Origin of the sequence: Pseudoalteromonas sp. UCD-33C, assembly GCF_001306895.1 — a bacterium.
Classification (GTDB): Bacteria; Pseudomonadota; Gammaproteobacteria; order Enterobacterales; family Alteromonadaceae; genus Pseudoalteromonas.
In genome coordinates this window covers 241448-261252 of sequence record NZ_LJTB01000006.1, presented here as the reverse complement: position 1 = coordinate 261252, position 19805 = coordinate 241448, and the positions used below count along the sequence as shown (strand labels likewise).

The window sequence follows — 19805 nt, the reverse complement described above, 5'->3', positions numbered from 1 at the left end:
AACTATCCTAATTAACTAATCCTTAGTTAATTCGAGATTTTTTACGACGAAGTGCCATCAGTGGTGCAACAGCTAGTAATAACCAGCCGAATGAACCGCTTGATGATTTCTTGTCTTTTTCAACCTCAGTCTCTGGAATCACTGCCTCAGGGAAAGTACAGCTACCATCGTCAGTATTGGCGCTTTCATCATAGTTAGTTGCTGAGCTGTCAGTACAGCCAAGCTCTTCACCATCAGACATCACCGATAATACAAATGAACTCATTGCTGCATCAGTTGGGTTAACGCTGTCGCTAACTTTTACTGTTACATCAATATCACCATGGAAGTGCGCCGCTGGCGTGATAGTCACAGTGCTACCTGATGTGTGACCAGATACTTCATAAGTGAAGTTTTCACCTAACACGTCGATTTGGTTGCTCACTTGGTTTTCGTCAGCATAAAGCACGTCAAAACTAATCGTTTCGTTCTCTGCCACCGACATATCAGTTAAGGCTGCCATTTCTAGGTTACCGATAACTTCAAGATCAAGGGTGATGGTTTCATCATCTGCGCCAACTAAACCATTTGTAAGTGATAGTTGATGCGTTTGATTCGCCGCTTGCTCACCAATGTACGCTTGGAATTTCACGTCAAACTTAGATATTTCAGGGCCTGTGTAGTCAAGACACACAACCAGTTTGTCGTGTAGTACTTCGTCCATATTGTCGAAGCCGTACTTGTTACCGATGTTTAAATCGATAGGAATATCACCACTGATAAAGCCACGGCCGTCAGCAGCTTTCAAGCCGATAGAACCTTGTGCATCAACTAAGCTTAGGTTGTCGTAAGCAAATAGTAGCTCGTATTCACCTGGCTCATAGTCAATGCCCATTCGCATGAACATTTCAACATCAACTGATTGGCCTTCAGTTCTAGAACGCTGGATATTATCCCACTCAAGTACTAACCACTCACGCGATACCGTGTAAGTTGGTGTGATACCTGCGTTGGCGTCATAGTTACCGTAACCACCATCAACACGCTCTGGGATCATGTTGTCACCAACCCAGAATGGTGCGATTAGGTAAGGCGGCGGTGGCGGCTGAGTGTAACCTTCTGGCAGTTCAACGTGGAATGGCGTTGTACGACCTTGCGAACCAAATGTGACTAAGCCAGCTGGGTTAAGTTTAATTGAGTCAAAGTGGTACTTGTTAAAGAATGGGAATGACACATCAAGGTTGGTGTTCATGATTTCTTTAAATGTGTACTCAAACTCGTTGTAGTAACGACCTTCAACACCTTCTAATGTACGCCAGCCAAGCTCACGCAGTTCTAAGTAGTAAGGATCTGGTGAATGCGCCGATGTTAATGAACACATTTCGTCTGTGATGTTGGTGGTAATGTTATAATTACGCTCAACATTTTTAGTCGTCTCTTGAACACCAACTAGTGCTAGAGCGTTGCTATCTAGCATTGGTGTTACTGGCGTTGAGTTAGATGCGACAATGCTGTCAGGAACAATGTCTACGCCCGCAGGGAACTCAGTGTTTAGTGCAAATTGACGCGCTTCATTTTCGTTATTAGCAATAACGCTGATTTCGAAGTCAACTAAGTCACCTACATAAGCTTTGTTTTTGTTGGCCGTAAAGGTCACGTCTTTATCAACTTGCTCGATGATCACTGGCACAAAACCAAGATTGCCTGCATCTTCAGGGTTGCTACCAATATCAAAGCCGCCGAAGTAAATATCGCCAATTTCCATATCAGGTAGGTTATAAGCAAGGTCAAGCTCCAGTTCGTCATAACCCGGTACGCTGTTTGGTCCTGTTACAGTGAGTGAGCCATTGTCTTCAGTGGTCACCGCTGTCGCAAATGAGACTTCAATACCTTCATCAACTTCGCCATACGATAGAGTCTGTAGACTCATGTATAACGTAAAATATTCACCCGCTTCAGGATCAACAATGTTACAGAAGTTAGTTAGGGTGTAGCTAGTTGACATACATAGCGTTTCTTCAAAAGACGCGATGCCATCACCATTACTATCTTTACCCATAAAGACCAATACGCGAGACTGCTCATTCATAATGCTTGCGCTGAACATTTTTGCGTCTTCAGGCACTGTCGTCCACTGAATGTGGTTGTTGTTCACAGCTTCACCTTCAACCTCTACGCTATCGAATGGGTCGCCTGGTGTGGTGTCGTTGAATAGGTGTACTGTTTCAACTTGGCCTTTTACTAAGCCGTACGATTGTGTTGTTAGATTACTAATTTCAGAAGTATTAAATGGACCGACTTTCATCGTCGCAGAGCGGCGGTGTGCATCAACCTTAATAAATTCAGGTAAACCTGTATCGCCAACGTAGGTCCATACAGGCATTTCAAGTACTGGCGATTCAGGATTGCTAGACGTTAGAATTAATTGACCTTGGTTACCTGTGTAGTCAACCGTTTCTTGTGGTGTCGCATTTTGATGTGCTTCTACAGTGACAACAATGCTTTGAGTTTCGCCCGCTTTAATATCAAATTGCGCTGGCTCAACACTAATCGTACTATTTCCAATCCAGCTTTCAGTGTGTAGCGTCCAGCTTGCATCTTCAGTTGCCTTGAAGGTCCTGATAAACGTACACTTAAAGCCGCAGTCATTATCTACCATGTAAGCTGTGTTTAGTGCTTTTTCACGGCCACCAAGGCTTGGGTTGGCTGCACTCATGTTCGCAATGCTTTCATCAAGCAATAGGCCCGCTTTATCAGCACGTTCAACTTGCATTTTACCTGAACCCATTTCAGCAAGTGCCGCATCAAAGCCATCATCAGCATAATTATCTAAATAGCGAGCCATACCAAGTTGGTTGTTTGCAGTTAACATTAATGCTGATTGAATTTGCATTGGTGTCCAATCAGGATGAGATTGTTTTAACAATGCTGCTGCACCCGCAACGTGTGGGCTTGCCATTGATGTACCAGACATAGATTGCCAGTCTGAAGTCGCTGGGTTGCTAGTAAATGGTTGATCGTCTGATGATGGCGCATAGATATCAACACCCGGAGCAGCAAGGTCTACAAGTAAGGTGTCAAAGCCAAAGTATGATGGACCACGGCCAGAGAAGTAAGCTATGCGGTCTTTATCTACAGTATCTACGGTGCCTTCGGTTGCTTCAATGGTACCCATGTGGCTGTCGCCTGTGCTTAGCCAGTCAAGTAAGCTCGTACCATCGACGTTTTTAATGTGAATGGTAGGGATAGGGTAAGTCACTGAAGGAATCGTGTAGCGATCGTAAAATGATACATGGTTATAAATAATTAAACCTTCTGCACCACCTGCCTCTACGTTTAACGATTTAGAGTATAGTGGGTAAGAACTACGCTTACATACGACAATCACGTCTTGCGCACTTTCATCGATAGCAGTTGCAGGATCATCCACTAAATCGAATGTACCTTCAGGGAATGGCTTGTCACAGTTGGCAAGTGCATAGCTTGAGCTTTCATTTGGATTTTCAAAATCGGTCGCTGCAACGATTAAACCTGTTAGCCCGTTAAAGTTAACACCTGCACCAGCAAATGGTCCTGGCGCTGCAGTATCGCCACCAGTTAGGTTTTTAAGTTGTTTGTTGCCAAAATTGACTTTGGTTGAAGGCGTATGAGCTGCAACTGTGGTTACCCAAGGTGAAGAGTGGTCAGCCGTTGAATATTCTGGGCCGCTGTTACCTGCCGCTACCGCCACAAATACACCGGTTTCAGCCGCATTCATGAACGCTTGCTCAATTGGGTCGCTCCATGGATCTTCTTCAAGGCCACCTAATGAAGCGTTCAGTACGTCAACATTATCAATCGCTGCTTGTTCTACAGCAGCTAAAATTGCGCTTGTTGGACAGCCTGCATAAGGGTCGCCAGAGTTACCCGGCCAACATACTTGGTATGAAATGATATTGGCATGAGGTGCCATACCTGATACTTGCGGGAAAGTTACATTGGTTTCTAAACCAGATGATTGGCTTTCATACTCTGTCAGTTTGTAAGGAATATCGTAAAGGATATTACCTGCCGCTGTACCTGCAACGTGTGAACCATGGCTATGATAGTCTTCACCATTTTCAGGGCGAGTCTCTTCAAACACAGTATCAACGTAGGCTGCGGTGATCTCAGGGTAAGAATAAACACCAATTAGCTTGTCGTTACACAGATCAGCAAATTCGGCGGTTGCACAGTCACCTAGGTACTTGTCGCCTAGAGGGTTGGTGTGAGTGTAGCCATCGCCGCCTACTGCTGCGAATGATGGGTGATCGGTATTGATACCCGTATCAATGATACCTACAACCGTGCCTTCACCTTTGTTGCTGCTCGGGTTGCTAGCACTTGTGCTCCACAGTGCAGAAGCACCAGTTTGCTCAATGGTATTAAAAGTATTTAGGCTGTAGATTTTTGAGCGAGTGATCTTCTTAACACCAGCCACTTTAGCAAGGCGCTTCGCTTCATCTTGTGTCATTTGGGTGGTGAAACCGTTTAATGTCACATTGAATGTACGCTCAACATTTAGCTGTAAGCCTTGCTGGCTCATTGCGGCATTAACAACTGATTGACGCTTACTTGCTAGGTGATTAGCGTAAGTTGCAATCGCAGGCTGCGCCATATTAAGCGTTGAGCGCGCTGTTGCTTGTTGTGTCTGCATTACCACATCTTTAGTGCTCGCAAGCCCTTTAACACCTCCTTGGTAAGTCGAAATAGGTGCATCGTCCAGTTGCACGATATAAGTTTGAATACCACTAATATCTTTCTCTGGTGTGAAAACGCGGCTTTGCTTTTTAACTGTGTTATTAACCTTGTCTTCCCACACAAATTCATTGCTAACGGTTTGCTTTGGCGCATAGCCTGCTGGCTGTTCTGGCCATGCCTGGTCATTTAGCGCAGCAGCAGACGTACCTACACCTAAATAAAGTGCAGATGCGACCATTACTGATACTTTTTTCATATTGAACATGTGATCTAACTTCCCTCGAAGGATTATAATTATGAGCTCGCGCAGCGGCGAACGGTTGTAATCAGTAGGGATAGTGTTGAGTTGTGACTATAACATCAATGAAATGTAAACAATTGGCACACAATGTTACAGCTTGGTACATTTTTACTGAAAAACTGTTTATCGAAACAAGATGCTTGCTCTTGCTCCGCTTAAGGTTTGTGCGTTATCTAAGCTAAATTTTGCGTTATTCCATAGGCATAGTTGCTTAACGATTGATAAGCCAAGCCCAACACCTTGGTAGCCTGTTTGGTGCACCGAAGCGGTTTTTGAAAATGGTTGCATGAGGCTGGCGCGCATGTGTTCTGGGATCCCTGGGCCATCATCTTCAATCACTAGCAAAGTGCCGTTTTCGCATTGTGAAAGCCTGATATGAATTTGCGTTTTAGCAAAGCGAACCGCGTTCCCGAGTAAGTTTTGCAATAAGCGTTGAAAGCTTTGTTTATCAACACAAATGGCTGTTAATTCGCAGTCAAGGCGAATAGCCAAAGGGCTATAGTTTTGAAATTTAGTAATGCAGGGCTGTAATAGCTCGTCTGGGCAGTAGTCTTTTACTAACAAGGTGGGCTCGCATTGTTCAAGCTCGGCATAAGTTAAAAACTCTTCGACTAATAGCTCAAGTTCAATAATGTCTTGCAACACACTGTGCCGATAAGCGTTGTTATCAACGACTGCTTCGAGGGCGAATTTAGCCCGCGATATAGGCGTTAAAAAGTCATGAGAAACGGCATTGATCAATTCGCGTTGGCTTTGATTACGGTTATGAAGCGCTAAAGCCATGTTATCGAAAGTATCGCCAATGCTCTTTAGCAAGCTAAAGCGTGTGAAGTGCACTTGTGCTGTAAAGTCGGCATTAGACATTTTACTACTGGCCTTGCGCAGTTTATTTAAGTCAAACAGCAGTGGGCCTGTAAAAATCACCACAGCTAAGGCAAGGCTAGAGTAAAACAGAAGGCTTACTAAAGACTGATAACCCTGATCAGCAGGCTGGCTGTAGGGGCCAATGCTTAATAAGGTCTGTCTATCATCGGTAAGTTTATGAAAGTAAAGCTTGTTATTAGCATCGTTAACGCTAATCACCTGACCTGCTAAAAGTGATGCCTGTAATTGTTCACCAAGGTAAAAGTTCGCCAGAGGTGTTTGTTTAATATCAGGGTTATTGGGGGCAAGACTCAATATACTCTCTGCTAATTGTTGCTCTGTACTGTAACTTGGTGGGCTTGGAAAATAGGTTTCTAGTAACCAAGCGGCGCTCCCCAGGCAAACTGCGAGGGTTAAATACAAATAACAAAACAGGCGTAACAAACTGCATTAACCCCACGCTTGTGGAGAAAAAATATATCCTCTACCCCAAACTGTGACGATTTTTTGTGCTGGCACCGCTTCGTCACCGAGCTTTTTGCGTAAGCGGCTAATGCGGCCATCGATAGTGCGGCTTTGACCATCGTATTTACGGCCAATGGTACCATCAAATAATTGGTCTCGACTGACCAACTGACCCGCTGATTGAGCTAATTGGATCAGTATTTCGAACTCTGCACTGGTCAATTCAAGTGGCTGGCTATGCAAATAAGCCTCGCGCTGAATTGTATTGATACTTAAAGAACCAAAACGAATATTGTGCGCGTTGTGAGTGGTGCTTGTTGGTTTAACAGCTTGGCTGCGACGAATCGTGTTATTTATTCGCGCTAATAAAATGGACGGGGAAACAGGTTTGGTTAGGTAATCATCGGCGCCTAGCTCAAGGCCAGTGATATGATCGACTTGGCTCTGTCTTGCCGTCATAAAAATAATTGGTGTATCTTGGTATTGTTTTAGTTCTTTAAATACCTCAAAGCCATCTTCTGATCCTAATCCGATATCAAGCAAAATTAGGTCGTACTTTTTGCAGCTTGCTTGATAACAGGCATGGCAACCACTTTCAAAGTGCTCAATGGTATAGCCATGTTCAGTTAAATAATTAGAGACTAGCTGGGCAAGTTTTAAATCATCTTCAATGTACAAAATAGTATGTTGGCTCATCAAAAAATACTCCATGCGATATCACGTCGGCGTTTTTTAACATGCTGGTGGAATAAACTAATTTCAGTGCTTTCTAATGGTTCTAGTTGCTCGCTCAGTAGCTCTAAAACAATGTTGCGATTGTTTTGCACTGTGATTGCAAAGTTCTGCCCTTGATTTGGCTTTTGGCAGAACAGCCTAATTTGTTGATCAGTCACACGAATGCACACCGTTTCGCTGACTTCGGTATACCAATTAATCGATACATCCATCACGCAATCTTGCTCTACCGTTACACAGTTTTCTGGTGTTGCCTCGATATAACCTGCCTGTGCGAATGTGCTGCTAACAAACGCGAGGCTAAAAATGAATAAGAGTGAAAAAAGCTTAGTACGAAACATCATCAGTAATTCCATGCAAAGCCAGCATAAAAAGACAGTAAGTTGCTGTCATCAACGAGGGGGCTATCGGCAATACCCGATGATAAGCGCTGGTATTTTATATCGCTTATAAATTGCCATTGTTGATTAAACTGATATTGGTAACTGGCTTTTAGATTGTACTTTTGACTAGAGTGACCTAAAAAAGGGCTAAATCCGGCTCGTATCTCTTGTTGTGCGCTGCCATAGTAGTAATCCACTAAACCAGCACTTAAATGTTGTATTTCTGCGCCGAGCAAAACTAGGTGCTGATCAAATAAAAACAAGCGCTGTGCAGATAATGCGCCTTGTAACCCTTTGTGATAGTTGGTGAGCTCCATTGACCAATACGCGCTAAAACGCCAGCTTTGCCAGTCAACAATCGCTTCAATACCGCTCATGGCCGACAGTTTACGTTTTGATATTTTAGTAATATCACCGCGGCGTTTTATCACTAACGGTGCTTCAATGCTTGAACCGGGTGGTGGCGGTGTCATTGAAGGGCGGCCACTGGTTGTTCTAATTGCAGTTAGTGCTGCTGAGTGTTTGGCAAAATACAGCCCATCTTCATTGAGTTGGGTGAATAACGACACTTGATAGTTATCGCCCCACACGGGTGTCCAAGCAAACTGAGTATTTGCAAATGAAAAGTCACCGGCAAATACTTCAATACGCGGTAGGGCATAAAGAGGAATGTCGTCTTTTTTATAAACTGGGTTGTCGAGTTGACCATAACCTAAGCTTAAACCAAGGCTTACTCCTTCATCTGCTAAATACGCAGAGTCAGTGCTGCTTGCCATTGGTGAAAGGCAAAATGCACTAATTAGAAATAAAACTCGTAGCCCAAGTGAGCAACTACCTAGAACAGTCACAAATAAACAACCTTAATGAAAAATCCTGTTAACATTAAGTTGTTATCAATGGCTTGAACAATGAAATAATGTACCAAATTGTAGCAAGGTCTGGTTTTTGTAACCTGAATTAGTTAAGTAAATTGCTTGATAAATAAGCATATTTCACTAATTTGGTTTGGTTATTTTGAGCGGTGTCGTCATTTCTTTAGTTAGAAAAAGTTATTAACAATAAAATGGTGTTAAAACCTGCGCTTAGCGGTACAAAATGGCCCTAAATACACGTCATTACTGGCATGGCGGTTTATTAAGTTGCTATTTGAGTGAGTTTTTGCGATATTATTTATATTATAATATTAACAGGAAGCTAATAAGATGACTCTGCCTAGTTCTCAATCTGCAAATGCTATTCGCATACTTGCTGTCGATGCCGTTCAACAAGCTAATTCTGGCCACCCAGGTGCGCCTATGGGTATGGCTGATATTGCAGCGGTATTGTGGCAAAACTTTCACCGCCATAACCCATTAAACCCAGACTGGTCTAACCGTGACCGCTTTGTGTTATCAAATGGCCATGGTTCAATGCTTCAATATGCATTGTTACACCTAAGCGGTTACGACGTAAGCATTGAAGATATTAAGCAATTCCGTCAGCTTCACTCTAAAACACCGGGTCACCCAGAATATGGTTATACTCCGGGTGTTGAAACAACGACAGGCCCATTAGGTTCTGGTATTGCTAACGCAGTTGGTATGGCAATCGCTGAAAAAACTTTAGCAGCACAATTCAATAAGCCAAAGTTTGATATTGTTGATCACTTCACTTACTGCTTTATGGGTGACGGCTGTTTAATGGAAGGTATCTCGCACGAAGCATGTTCGCTGGCAGGTACATTAGGCCTAGGCAAGCTAATCGCATTTTGGGATGACAATGGCATCTCTATCGATGGTGAAGTCGAAGGTTGGTTCACCGACGATACGCCTGCACGTTTTGAATCTTACGGTTGGCAAGTTATTCGTGATGTTGATGGTCACGATATGAATGCAATTGCGGGTGCAATCGAAGCGGCACAAAGCAACACTACGCAACCAACACTAATCTGTTGTAAAACAGTGATTGGTTTTGGCTCGCCAAATAAATCAGGTAGCCACGACTGTCACGGTGCACCACTGGGTCACGACGAAATCGCAGCAGTACGTGAGCAGCTAAACTGGCCGCACCCTGCATTTGAAGTTCCACAAGAAGTTTATAACGAGTGGAATAATCAAGCGAAAGGCCAAGAGCTTGAAGGTGCATGGCAGCAAAAATTTGCAGCTTATAGCAAAGCACACCCTGAACTTGCAAAAGAATATACACGTCGTGTTCTTGAAAAAGCATTACCAGCTAACTTCGCTGAATTAGCTGATGAGTACATTGCTAAATGCCAAGCCGACATGCAAAACATTGCGACACGTAAAGCATCACAAAACGCGATCACCTTCTTTGCTAACCAACTTCCAGAATTAATGGGTGGCTCTGCTGACCTTGCCGGTTCTAACTTAACCTTATGGCCAGAAGCAAAAGGTTTACAAGATGCAGCTGATGGTAACTACGTATTCTATGGCGTACGTGAGTTTGGTATGAGCGCAATCATGAATGGTATTGCATTACATGGTGGCTTCATTCCATTTGGCGCAACTTTCTTAATGTTTATGGAATACGCACGTAATGCAGTACGTATGGCAGCATTAATGAAAGCGCAAAGCATTTTTGTGTATACCCATGACTCAATCGGTCAAGGTGAAGATGGTCCTACTCACCAACCAATCGAGCAAATCGCTAACCTTCGTATGACACCAAATATGACTGCATGGCGTCCGTGTGATGAAACTGAAACAGCAGTAGCTTGGCGTCAATCGTTATTAAAAGAGACAGGCCCAAGTTCACTTATCTTCAGCCGTCAGGGTACCAAAGCAATGGCACGTGATGCACAGCAAGTTGCTGACATTGCAAAAGGGGGTTATGTACTTGTTGATAGCGAACAAACTGCAGAGCTTATCCTTATTGCAACAGGTTCTGAGGTAGAGTTAGCTGTGAATGCTGCTGCTGAGCTAAAAGCACAAGGCAAGCAAGTTCGCGTGGTATCTATGCCATCAACGAATCAGTTTGATAGCCAAGATAAAGCATACCGTCAAAGCGTGCTACCAGCGGGTACACCTAAGATTGCTGTTGAAGCTGCACACCGTGACTTCTGGTTCAAGTATGTTGGCCAAGATGGTGATGTACTAGGCATGGACACATTTGGTGAGTCAGCGCCAGGCGCGGTATTGCTTGAGCATTTTGGTTTCACAGTGGCAAATCTAGTTGCAAAAGCAAACGCATTACTTGCTGAATAATGTGACTGGTAAAAAATTATCGTAATCGCAACACGATAAGCCTGCTTTTACTAAAAGGCAGGCAATAAAAAAGCCCGCAAACTTTGGTTTGCGGGCTTTTTGCTGCTTAAACAATCGGTTTAAACTAATTCGCTTAAGATTGACTCTAGTTTCTCTTGGTCAATTGCGAACTGACGAATACCTTGGCTTAGCTTTTCAGTAGCCATGGCATCTTCATTCATTTCCCAGCGGAAAGCTTGCTCAGTCATTGCAGCTGGCGCTTCTGCTTTTTCTGTTGCTGGTAATAGTTTTTGAGTTAATGGTGCGTCAGTTGCAGCTAGTTCAGCAAGTAACTTAGGGCTGATAGTTAAACGGTCACAACCTGCTAATTCTTGGATTTCACCGATGTTACGGAAGCTTGCGCCCATTACAATCGTTTCGTAGCCGTGCTTTTTGAAGTAATTGTAGATATGCGTTACTGACTTAACGCCCGGATCGTTAGCACCGTCGAAATCAGCGCTTGCATCTTGTGCTTTGTACCAGTCAAGAATACGACCAACGAATGGTGAAATTAGGTAAGCACCTACTTCGGCACAAGCGCGTGCTTGAGCAAATGCAAATACCAGCGTTAGGTTACAACGGATACCTTGTGCTTCAAGTACTTTAGCTGCTTGAATACCTTCCCATGTTGAAGCAATTTTGATTAACACGCGCGATGTGTCGATACCTTGCTCTTTATATAAAGCAACAAGCTCAAGTGCTTTATCAACAGTTGCTTGAGTATCAAATGATAAACGCGCATCCACTTCTGTTGAAACTAAACCTGGCACTTGCTCCATTAATTTAGAGCCAATTAATACTGCTAGCTTATCAGCTGCTTTTGTTACAACTTCTGCTGTGTCACTGCTTTGTGCTTTTGCCCATGATACGGCTTCTGCAGCAAGTGGGCGATATTTCTCAATTTGAATCGCGTTTAAGATTAGTGATGGGTTTGTTGTAGCATCTTGCGGTTTATATTCGTTGATTGCTTCAAAATCACCCGTGTCAGCAACAACGGTTGTTACTGCTTTAAGTTGTTCTAATTGACTAGACATAGTTATCCCATTCTTATCATACAAAAGTTAATGTAGTGGCTTTAACCTATTATTTGTGCTGAAAAAACAATCTAATCTACCAGAGGAACTGCGCAATAAATCGCCCGCCAGCAGCAAATAATCCTGTTAATAATATTTTTATAATACCTTTACAATCTGGTATTGTTGATATTATCATACAAATAAAGATAATGACTAACAATGTTAGTAAGCAATTAGTGAAAGGTAATTATGTCTCGTTATACGTTGGGATTAGACTACGGGTCGGACTCGGTAAGAGCATTACTCGTTGATGTTGCGACTGGTGAAGAACTTGCCAGCCATTTAGTAAACTACCCGCGCTGGGCACAAGGTTTATATTGTGACCCAAGTAAAGATCAGTTTCGTCAGCATCCACAAGACTATATTGATAGCCTTGTAGAAGTAGTAAATGGTCTTTGGTCACAAGTTCCAGCAGGTACTGCAGACAAAGTAGTGGGTATGAGCTTTGATACGACAGGCTCAACTCCTGTAGCAATTAATAGCCAAGGTACACCACTGGCATTAACTGAAGAATTTGCAGAAAACCCAAATGCAATGTTCATTTTGTGGAAAGACCATACGTCTATTAAAGAAGCAAATGAAATCACTGAAGCTGCAACTAACAACGATGTGAACTACCTTTCACACATGGGCGGTATCTACTCTTCTGAGTGGTACTGGGCCAAAGCATTACATATTTTCCGCGTTGATAGCAGTGTTAAAGCAGCCACATATTCATGGGTTGAGCACTGCGATTGGATGACCGCGCTAATGTGCGGCACAACACACCCTGAAGCATTAAAGCTAGGTCGTTGTGCAACGGGCCACAAACAAATGTGGAACGAGCAGTGGGGCGGTTTCCCACCAAACAGTTTCTTCAGCAATATCGATCCACTATTAGATGGTGTTGTTGATACGTTAAATGCAACTACAGAGCCAAGCGACCAAGTTGCTGGCAACTTAACTGCTGAGTGGGCCGAGAAGCTAGGTTTACCACAAGGTATCGTGATTGGTTACGGTGCATTTGACTGTCACATGGGCGCAGTAGCAGCCAATGTTCGTCCTGGCGTTCTAACTAAAGTAATGGGTACTTCAACGTGTGACATCACAGTAACGTCTAAAGAACAACTAGGTGATACTTGCGTTAAAGGTATTTGTGGTCAAGTTGATGGCTCAGTAATCCCTGGGTTAATTGGCTTAGAAGCCGGTCAATCTGCGTTTGGTGATTTATACGCATGGTTCAAAAACCTAGTACTTTGGCCAACTCGCCAACTTACAAATTTATCAGACGCTGAACAAGCGTTAGTTAACAAGCTAGAAGATTCAATCTTAGTTGATCTATCAAAAGCAGCGGCAGCACTGCCTGTAACAAGCAACGATGTAACTGCGCTTGATTGGGTAAATGGTCGTCGAACGCCAGATGCTGACCAAAGCGTTGCCATGGCATTAACAGGCTTAAAAATGGGCACTGATGCACCTAAGTTCTTCAAAGCACTTGTTGAAGCAACTGCGTTTGGCGCACGTGCTATCACTGAGCGTTTCCGTAGCGAAGGCGTACCAATCGAGTCAGTGGTTGTTATCGGCGGTATTTCTAAAAAATCAGACTACGTAATGCAAACCTGTGCCGATGTTTGGAATTGCCCAATCGACGTTTTAGAAAGTGAGCAAAGCTGTGCATTGGGTGCAGCAATTATGGCTGCGGTTGCTGCGGGTGAGCACGCAACAGTGGCAGATGCTCAAAAAGTTATGGCGTCGTCTGTATGTCATCAGTATTTACCAAACCCTGAGCGCGTTGCTGTGTATGACGAGCTTTATGCCAACTACCAAGCACTTGCAAGCTATGTAAACGGAGACAAAGCATGAGTTTTACTGAACTAAAACGTGAAGTCTATGAAGCGAACATGGAGCTGCAACGTCGTGGCTTAGTAATTTATACCTTTGGTAACGTATCGCAAATCGACCGTGACAAAGGCGTGATTGCAATTAAACCAAGTGGTGTATCGTACGACCAAATGAAAGCCGACGACATGGTGATCGTCGACCTTGAAAACAACATTGTTGAAGGGTCTATGCGTCCGTCTTCTGACACTAAAACGCATGTTCATTTATATCGCCACTTCGATGCAATTGGCGGTGTAACACACACGCATTCGACCTATGCAACTGCATGGGCGCAAGCAAAACAAAGCATTCCTTGCCTTGGCACAACTCACGCTGACTATGTACACGGTGACATCACCTGTACTCGTGAGTTAACCGATGAGCAAGTGAATGGCGATTATGAATTAGAAACCGGTATTCAAATTACTGATGCGTATCAAGACCGCGATCCGAAAGCTGCACCTATGGTGATTGTTGCGGGTCATGCGCCTTTCACGTGGGGTAAAGATGCCGCTCAGTCTGTATACCATGCCGCGCTACTCGAAGAGATTGCACGCATGGCGTATTTAACACGCACTTTAGATCCACACGCAGCTGAACTTAAAAAAGCAGTGATGGATAAACATTATCTACGTAAGCACGGTAAAAACGCGTATTACGGTCAGAGCAAATAGCAAGAATTTAGAGGATTATTAACATGACGACGATGACGAAAGAAGTCTGGTTTGTTACCGGCTCACAACATCTTTATGGTCCTAAGGTGTTAGAAACGGTTGCCAAAGACAGCGAAGCAATTGTAGCGGGCTTAAACAGCGAAGCTAATCTACCAGTAAACTTGGTATGTAAGCCTACCGTTAAGTCACCTGAAGAAATTCACGCTGTTTGCCAAGCGGCAAATACGGATCCTAACTGTGTTGGTTTAGTTTTATGGATGCACACTTTCTCACCTGCGAAAATGTGGATTGCTGGCCTAAGCGAATTACGTAAGCCTTGGTTACACCTTCATACTCAGTTCAATGCAGCCCTTCCTTGGTCTGACATCAACATGAACTACATGAATACGCACCAAAGTGCACACGGTGACCGTGAGTTCGGTTTCATCGGTACTGTAATGCGTAAAGAGCGTAAAGTTGTTGCAGGTCACTGGCAACGTGCTGACGTACAACAGCAGTTAGATGACTGGTGTCGTGCGGCAAAAGGTTGGGCAGAAAGCCAAACACTTAAAGTTGCGCGTTTTGGCGACAACATGCGTCAAGTTGCAGTTACTGAAGGTAACAAAGTTTCAGCGCAAATTACTTTTGGTTATGAAGTACACGCGTTTGGTGTCGCTGAGCTTGTTAAAGTGGTTGATACTATCACTGAAGAAGAAGTTGATGCACAGTTAGAGCTTTATAAGCAAGACTACGTAATTGCTGACGAAACTCTACAAGACGATTACGCAGTGAAAATGCTACGCAACGAAGCACGTTTAGAGCTTGGTATGGAGCGTTTCTTAGAGAAAGGCGGCTTTAAAGCATTCACTAACTGTTTTGAAGACTTATCAGGTCTTTCTGGTCTTCCGGGTCTTGCTACACAGCGCCTAATGTCGAAAGGCTATGGCTACGGTGGTGAGGGTGACTGGAAAACAGCTGCTATGGTACGCATTATGAAAGTAATGGGTGAAGGCCGTGACGGTGGTTGTTCATTCATGGAAGATTACACTTACAACATGGGTGAGACTGACCAAGTACTTGGCGCGCACATGTTAGAAGTGTGTCCTTCAATTGCAGCACAAAAACCACGTCTTGAAGTTCACCAGCACACTATCGGTGTTAAATGTGATGTAGGTCGTTTATTGTTTACTGCAAAACCGGGTGCTGCAATCAACGTATCACCAATTGATATGGGTAACCGTTTCCGTATTCTAATCAACGAAGTAGATACAGTGGCTCCGCCAGCTGATTTACCTCACTTACCTGTTGCTTCAGCGCTTTGGGAACCAAAACCAAATCTATCTGTAGCATCAGCTGCATGGATCCACGCCGGTGGTGCACACCACACTGCATACAGCCAAGCAGTAACAACCGATATGATTATCGATTTTGCTGAAATGGCTGGCGTTGAAACTATGATCATCGATAACGATACGACGATCCGTGGTTTCAAAACAGAGCTTCGTCATAACGCAGCTTACTACATGCTAAAACGTGGCGTGTAAGAATTAGTACTTTATGTACTAGAACGTGCTGTGTGTGAGCACGTTCACCCCAAATTTTGTTGTCGATTAAGCCAGTGATGAGCCTCGCTCTTCGCTGGCTTATGCTATTGTGAAGCGAAACATTTTAGGAGTAGATATGATCGATTTAAGCGCCTACCAAGGCATTATTTTTGATATGGATGGCACCTTAATTGACTCAATGGGCAGTCACTTACAGGCATGGCAAAAAGCTTGCGAAGCCTATGGCTACCCATTCGATTACGACTACATGTACAGCTTAGGTGGCATTCCGACCGTTAAAACAATTGAAATGCTTAACGAAAAATTTGGTTTAGAACACGACCCTATGGTTGTGGCAAAAGATAAACACCAGTTTTGGGTTGATTTACAGCACCAACCGCTAGTAATTGACGAAACCGTCGCAGTACTTGAAAAGTACCATGGTGTATTGCCTATGGGCGTTGGCACAGGCGCTGACCGCGAACATGCAATTGATCATCTTACTGATACCAATTTAATTAATAAAATTGGTGCGTTAGTGACTGCCAGTGATGTTAGTAAAGGCAAACCAAACCCAGAAACATTCTTAAAAGTGGCAGAGCAATTAGGTGTTGAGCCAAGCCAATGTGTGGTGTTTGAAGACACGCAAATTGGTTATCAAGCTGCCAAAAGTGCTGGAATGGATTGCATCATGGTGAAAGGCGGAAAAATCCAACTTTAGCGATTAAAGTTGCAATGACACCCTTATTTGTATTATAAAACTATAAATACAATTACAAAAAGGTTATTCATATGTCATTGCAATGTGTTTTCCAAGGTTTAAAAACAACTCATCAAACAGCCAGTTCGAACACGAAAAAGTCGCGCGGGCTTTATGCATTGTTGGTGACATGTGGGATTGCCCTTACACCAGCTTGTGCTCATCAAGGAGACAATATGACTACTTCCCCTTCAGCATCAATGACGGCCTATGGCGTACTGGCTGATCAAACGCCGGTTAATCAAGTAACGCTGACTAACAGCAATGGTATTAGCGTTGATGTAATCAACTACGGCGGCATTATTACGCGTATTGAAACACCTGATGCAAAAGGCGAAATGGGTAATATTGTACTGGGTTTAGATAACCTAGAAGCATACACAAAAGCGACAACTTACTACGGTGCAATCATCGGTCGTTTTGGTAACCGTATCGCAAACGGTAAATTCACGTTAAATGGCACTGAATACCAATTAGCAACTAACGATGGTGACAACCACTTACATGGTGGTGTGCAAGGTTTCGATAAAAAAGTGTGGAACATGACACCGTTCACGACGCAAAACAGTGCCGGTGTTACCTTAAGCTTGGTGAGTCCTGATGGCGACCAAGGCTACCCGGGTGAAGTGACGACAGAAGTGACTTACACACTAACGAACAACAACACGTTAGATATGCAGTTTATTGCTACAACAAGCAAGCCTACCATCATCAATATGACGCAACACAGCTACTTCAACCTAGCGGGTAAAGGCGACATTCTTGATCACCAAATGCAAATCAACTCAAAAGCAATTACACCTGTGGATGGCGGCTTGATCCCAACTGGTGAGTTGATGGATGTGGCTGGCACACCGTTTGACTTCCGTACAGCTAAAGCAATCGGTCAAGATATCAAAGCAAGCAATGAACAACTGAAACTTGGTAAAGGTTATGACCATAACTTTGTGCTTAAAGACACGCCAAGCAATGAGCTTATTGAAGCTGCGACGGTTTACGAAGCAAACTCTGGCCGTACGTTAACAGTTTACACAGAAGAGCCTGCAGTACAGTTTTATTCAGGTAACTTCTTAGACGGTAGTACTGTGCAAGCGTCTGGCTTAGTGCATAATTTCAGAAGTGGTTTTTGTTTAGAGCCACAGCATTTCCCTGATGCACCAAATCAGCCAACGTTCCCAAGCACAACATTATTACCGGGTGACGTGTATTCAACACGCATCGTGTACGAATTTGGTACAAAATAAAGGAACACAATCGTGAAAACAACAAAGCTTAAAAGCGCAATGCAAAAGGCTGGCTTAGCCAGCGTATTTGCCTTGTCGTTTGGTGCACTGACTGGTTGTCAGACTACAGCTGAAGACAACACAGCTAAGAAAACTGACGTGGCAGCCACAGAAAAAGCGCCAATCCAAGATAATGGTATTTTTACCAACCCACTTTTTCCTAATGGCGCCGATCCATGGCTTGAGTATTGGGATGGTAACTATTACCTAACCACAACAACATGGACATCTGAGTTAGTGATGCGTAAATCACCAACACTAGCTGGCCTTGCTGATGCAACACCTGTCAATGTTTGGTCTGATTCAAACCCTGAGCGCTGTTGTAACTTTTGGGCGTTTGAATTCCATCGCTTAAAAGGGCCAAACGGCTACCGTTGGTACATGATGTACACAGCGGGTACTGATGGCACTTTAGATAACCAACACTTAAATGTATTAGAAAGTGCTGGTGACGATCCTATGGGTCCATACGAATACAAGGGCGCATTAATGCCTAACGTATGGAACATCGACGGAAACTACTTAACATACAAAGACAAGCTATATGTGATTTACTCACAATGGCAAGGCGATCAGCAATTAAACATTATCGCTGAAATGGAAAACCCGTGGACACTGAAAGAGAACTCACCGCATACAGTGATCACGCGTCCTGAGCTAGATTGGGAAATCAGTGGCCGTAAAGTAACTGAAGGTGCTGAAATTTTACAGCACAATGGTCGTACGTTTATGACGTACTCAGCAAGCTTCTGTAATACTCCTGATTACAAACTAGGTATGCTTGAGCTTGTTGGTGACGACCCACTTAAAGCGAGCAGCTGGAAAAAATACGACAAGCCAGTATTTGAGCGTACAGAAGAAGTGTTTGGCCCAGGTCACAACGGCTTTTTCACATCGCCAGACGGTACAGAAGACTGGTTAGTTTATCACGGTAATGATTCGGTAGAGCACGGTTGTAGTGCGACGCGTTCATTACGTGCGCAAAAATTTACTTGGAACGACGATGGCACGCCAAGCTTTGGTAAACCATTAACACCAGGCGTTGAGGTAGCTCCGCCATCAGGTGAATACGGTCCACTGGTAACGCGAGTACAAGGTCAGCGCTATCAATTAGTGAATGCAACTAGCGGCTTATGTTTAGACATCGCAGCTGATCCACAAGATGCACGTGCTGTGCAACGTCAGTGTGCAAGCACCAATGGTCAATGGGTTATTGATGCAACAACAGATGGTTTTGTTCGTTTAGCTAATCGTGAAGACAGCAAGTTCTTAGAGCTTGAAAGCTGTAATGACGCAGATAATGCTAAAGTACAATCTGCAGCATGGCGTAATAACTTCTGCCAGCAATGGAAAGTAGCACCAAGCACAGATGGTAATGTATCTATTACAAACCGTTACACAGGCAAGCCTTTAGCGGTTGCTGGTTGTTCTGCTGCACAAAACCAAGCGGTTTTACAACAAAGCGACGCAACTGCGTGTGGCGACTGGCAATTACGCCCTATGGGTAGTGTTGTAGTATTAAGCCAACAAAGTGGTAAAGCACTTAGCGTAGCAGATACGGTTAAAGCGGGTACTAATGTTGAGCAACAAGCTTACACGCATAAAGATGCACAACAATGGTTCTTCACACCAACTGATACAGGCTATGTAAGCCTTAAACAAAGCGCTGACAGCGAGTTCTGTGCTGCGGTAGCTGATAACGCCTTAGTACCAGGTGCCAACGTAGAGATGGCTTCTTGTGCAGCGAAAACAGCACAGTGGCGCATTGCTCCAGTAGAAGGTGGTGGTGTGATGCTTATCAACCGCTACACAAAACAAGCGCTTGGTTTAAGTAACTGTGGTTTAGCTGAAAACACTAACTTCGCACAACAACCTGATTTAGGTAACAAGTGCCAAGTGTTCCATCTGCGTGAACCAAATTAAGTTATAAGTAAAAAATCG

General features: G+C 43.8%; 13 protein-coding genes. 7 read left to right on the top strand and 6 right to left on the bottom strand.

Annotated elements, in window-relative coordinates; all coding sequences use genetic code 11:
• Positions 1–22 precede the first annotated feature (22 nt).
• From AOG26_RS21075 to AOG26_RS13715, 5 genes are all read right to left on the bottom strand, one after another.
• Positions 23–4963 (bottom strand): S8 family serine peptidase, encoded by a 4941-nt coding sequence (locus AOG26_RS21075; RefSeq protein ID WP_054563003.1) that lies wholly within the window; start codon positions 4961–4963, stop codon positions 23–25.
• 159 nt (positions 4964–5122) lie between these two features.
• Complete coding sequence (locus tag AOG26_RS13730) at positions 5123–6178, bottom strand: ATP-binding protein (RefSeq protein ID WP_152966967.1); 1056 nt, start codon at positions 6176–6178, stop codon at positions 5123–5125.
• Between the two features lie 135 nt (positions 6179–6313).
• On the bottom strand, positions 6314–7024 hold the full coding sequence (locus tag AOG26_RS13725) for a response regulator transcription factor (RefSeq protein WP_054563001.1): 711 nt from the start codon (positions 7022–7024) through the stop codon (positions 6314–6316).
• Positions 7024–7407, bottom strand: coding sequence for a DUF3019 domain-containing protein (locus tag AOG26_RS13720; RefSeq protein ID WP_054563000.1), 384 nt, complete (start codon positions 7405–7407; stop codon positions 7024–7026). Before AOG26_RS13720 ends, AOG26_RS13725 begins: the two co-directional genes overlap by 1 nt.
• The gene (locus AOG26_RS13715) at positions 7407–8294 is read right to left on the bottom strand and encodes a MipA/OmpV family protein (RefSeq protein WP_160316770.1); all 888 of its coding nucleotides are present in this window, start codon (positions 8292–8294) and stop codon (positions 7407–7409) included. The genes AOG26_RS13720 and AOG26_RS13715 overlap by 1 nt, the downstream gene beginning before the upstream one ends.
• Positions 8295–8648: 354 nt before the next feature.
• Between AOG26_RS13715 and tkt the strand changes: the two genes are divergently transcribed.
• Positions 8649–10649 carry a transketolase gene (gene tkt, locus AOG26_RS13710; protein WP_054562998.1) on the top strand — a complete coding sequence of 667 codons (2001 nt, stop codon included), beginning with the start codon at positions 8649–8651 and terminating at the stop codon, positions 10647–10649.
• A 119-nt stretch (positions 10650–10768) separates the two neighbouring features.
• On the opposite strand, the gene tal is transcribed toward tkt, so the two are convergent.
• On the bottom strand, positions 10769–11722 hold the full coding sequence (tal, locus tag AOG26_RS13705) for a transaldolase (protein ID WP_054562997.1): 954 nt from the start codon (positions 11720–11722) through the stop codon (positions 10769–10771).
• Between the two features lie 231 nt (positions 11723–11953).
• On the opposite strand from tal, the gene AOG26_RS13700 reads away from it, so the two are divergent.
• The 6 genes from AOG26_RS13700 (at position 11954) to AOG26_RS13675 (ending at position 19787) form a co-directional block, all read left to right on the top strand.
• Positions 11954–13606, top strand: coding sequence for a ribulokinase (locus tag AOG26_RS13700; RefSeq protein ID WP_054562996.1), 1653 nt, complete (start codon positions 11954–11956; stop codon positions 13604–13606).
• Complete coding sequence (locus AOG26_RS13695) at positions 13603–14298, top strand: L-ribulose-5-phosphate 4-epimerase (protein ID WP_054552270.1); 696 nt, start codon at positions 13603–13605, stop codon at positions 14296–14298. Before AOG26_RS13700 ends, AOG26_RS13695 begins: the two co-directional genes overlap by 4 nt.
• Positions 14299–14321: 23 nt before the next feature.
• Positions 14322–15821, top strand: a complete 1500-nt coding sequence (gene araA, locus AOG26_RS13690) for an L-arabinose isomerase (RefSeq protein ID WP_054562995.1) — start codon at positions 14322–14324, stop codon at positions 15819–15821.
• A gap of 136 nt (positions 15822–15957) precedes the next feature.
• On the top strand, positions 15958–16542 hold the full coding sequence (locus AOG26_RS13685; protein ID WP_054562994.1) for an HAD family hydrolase: 585 nt from the start codon (positions 15958–15960) through the stop codon (positions 16540–16542).
• A 71-nt stretch (positions 16543–16613) separates the two neighbouring features.
• Positions 16614–17825 carry an aldose epimerase family protein gene (locus tag AOG26_RS13680; RefSeq protein WP_054562993.1) on the top strand — a complete coding sequence of 404 codons (1212 nt, stop codon included), beginning with the start codon at positions 16614–16616 and terminating at the stop codon, positions 17823–17825.
• Between the two features lie 12 nt (positions 17826–17837).
• The gene (locus tag AOG26_RS13675) at positions 17838–19787 is read left to right on the top strand and encodes an RICIN domain-containing protein (protein WP_235575497.1); all 1950 of its coding nucleotides are present in this window, start codon (positions 17838–17840) and stop codon (positions 19785–19787) included.
• The last annotated feature ends 18 nt before the right edge of the window (positions 19788–19805 follow it).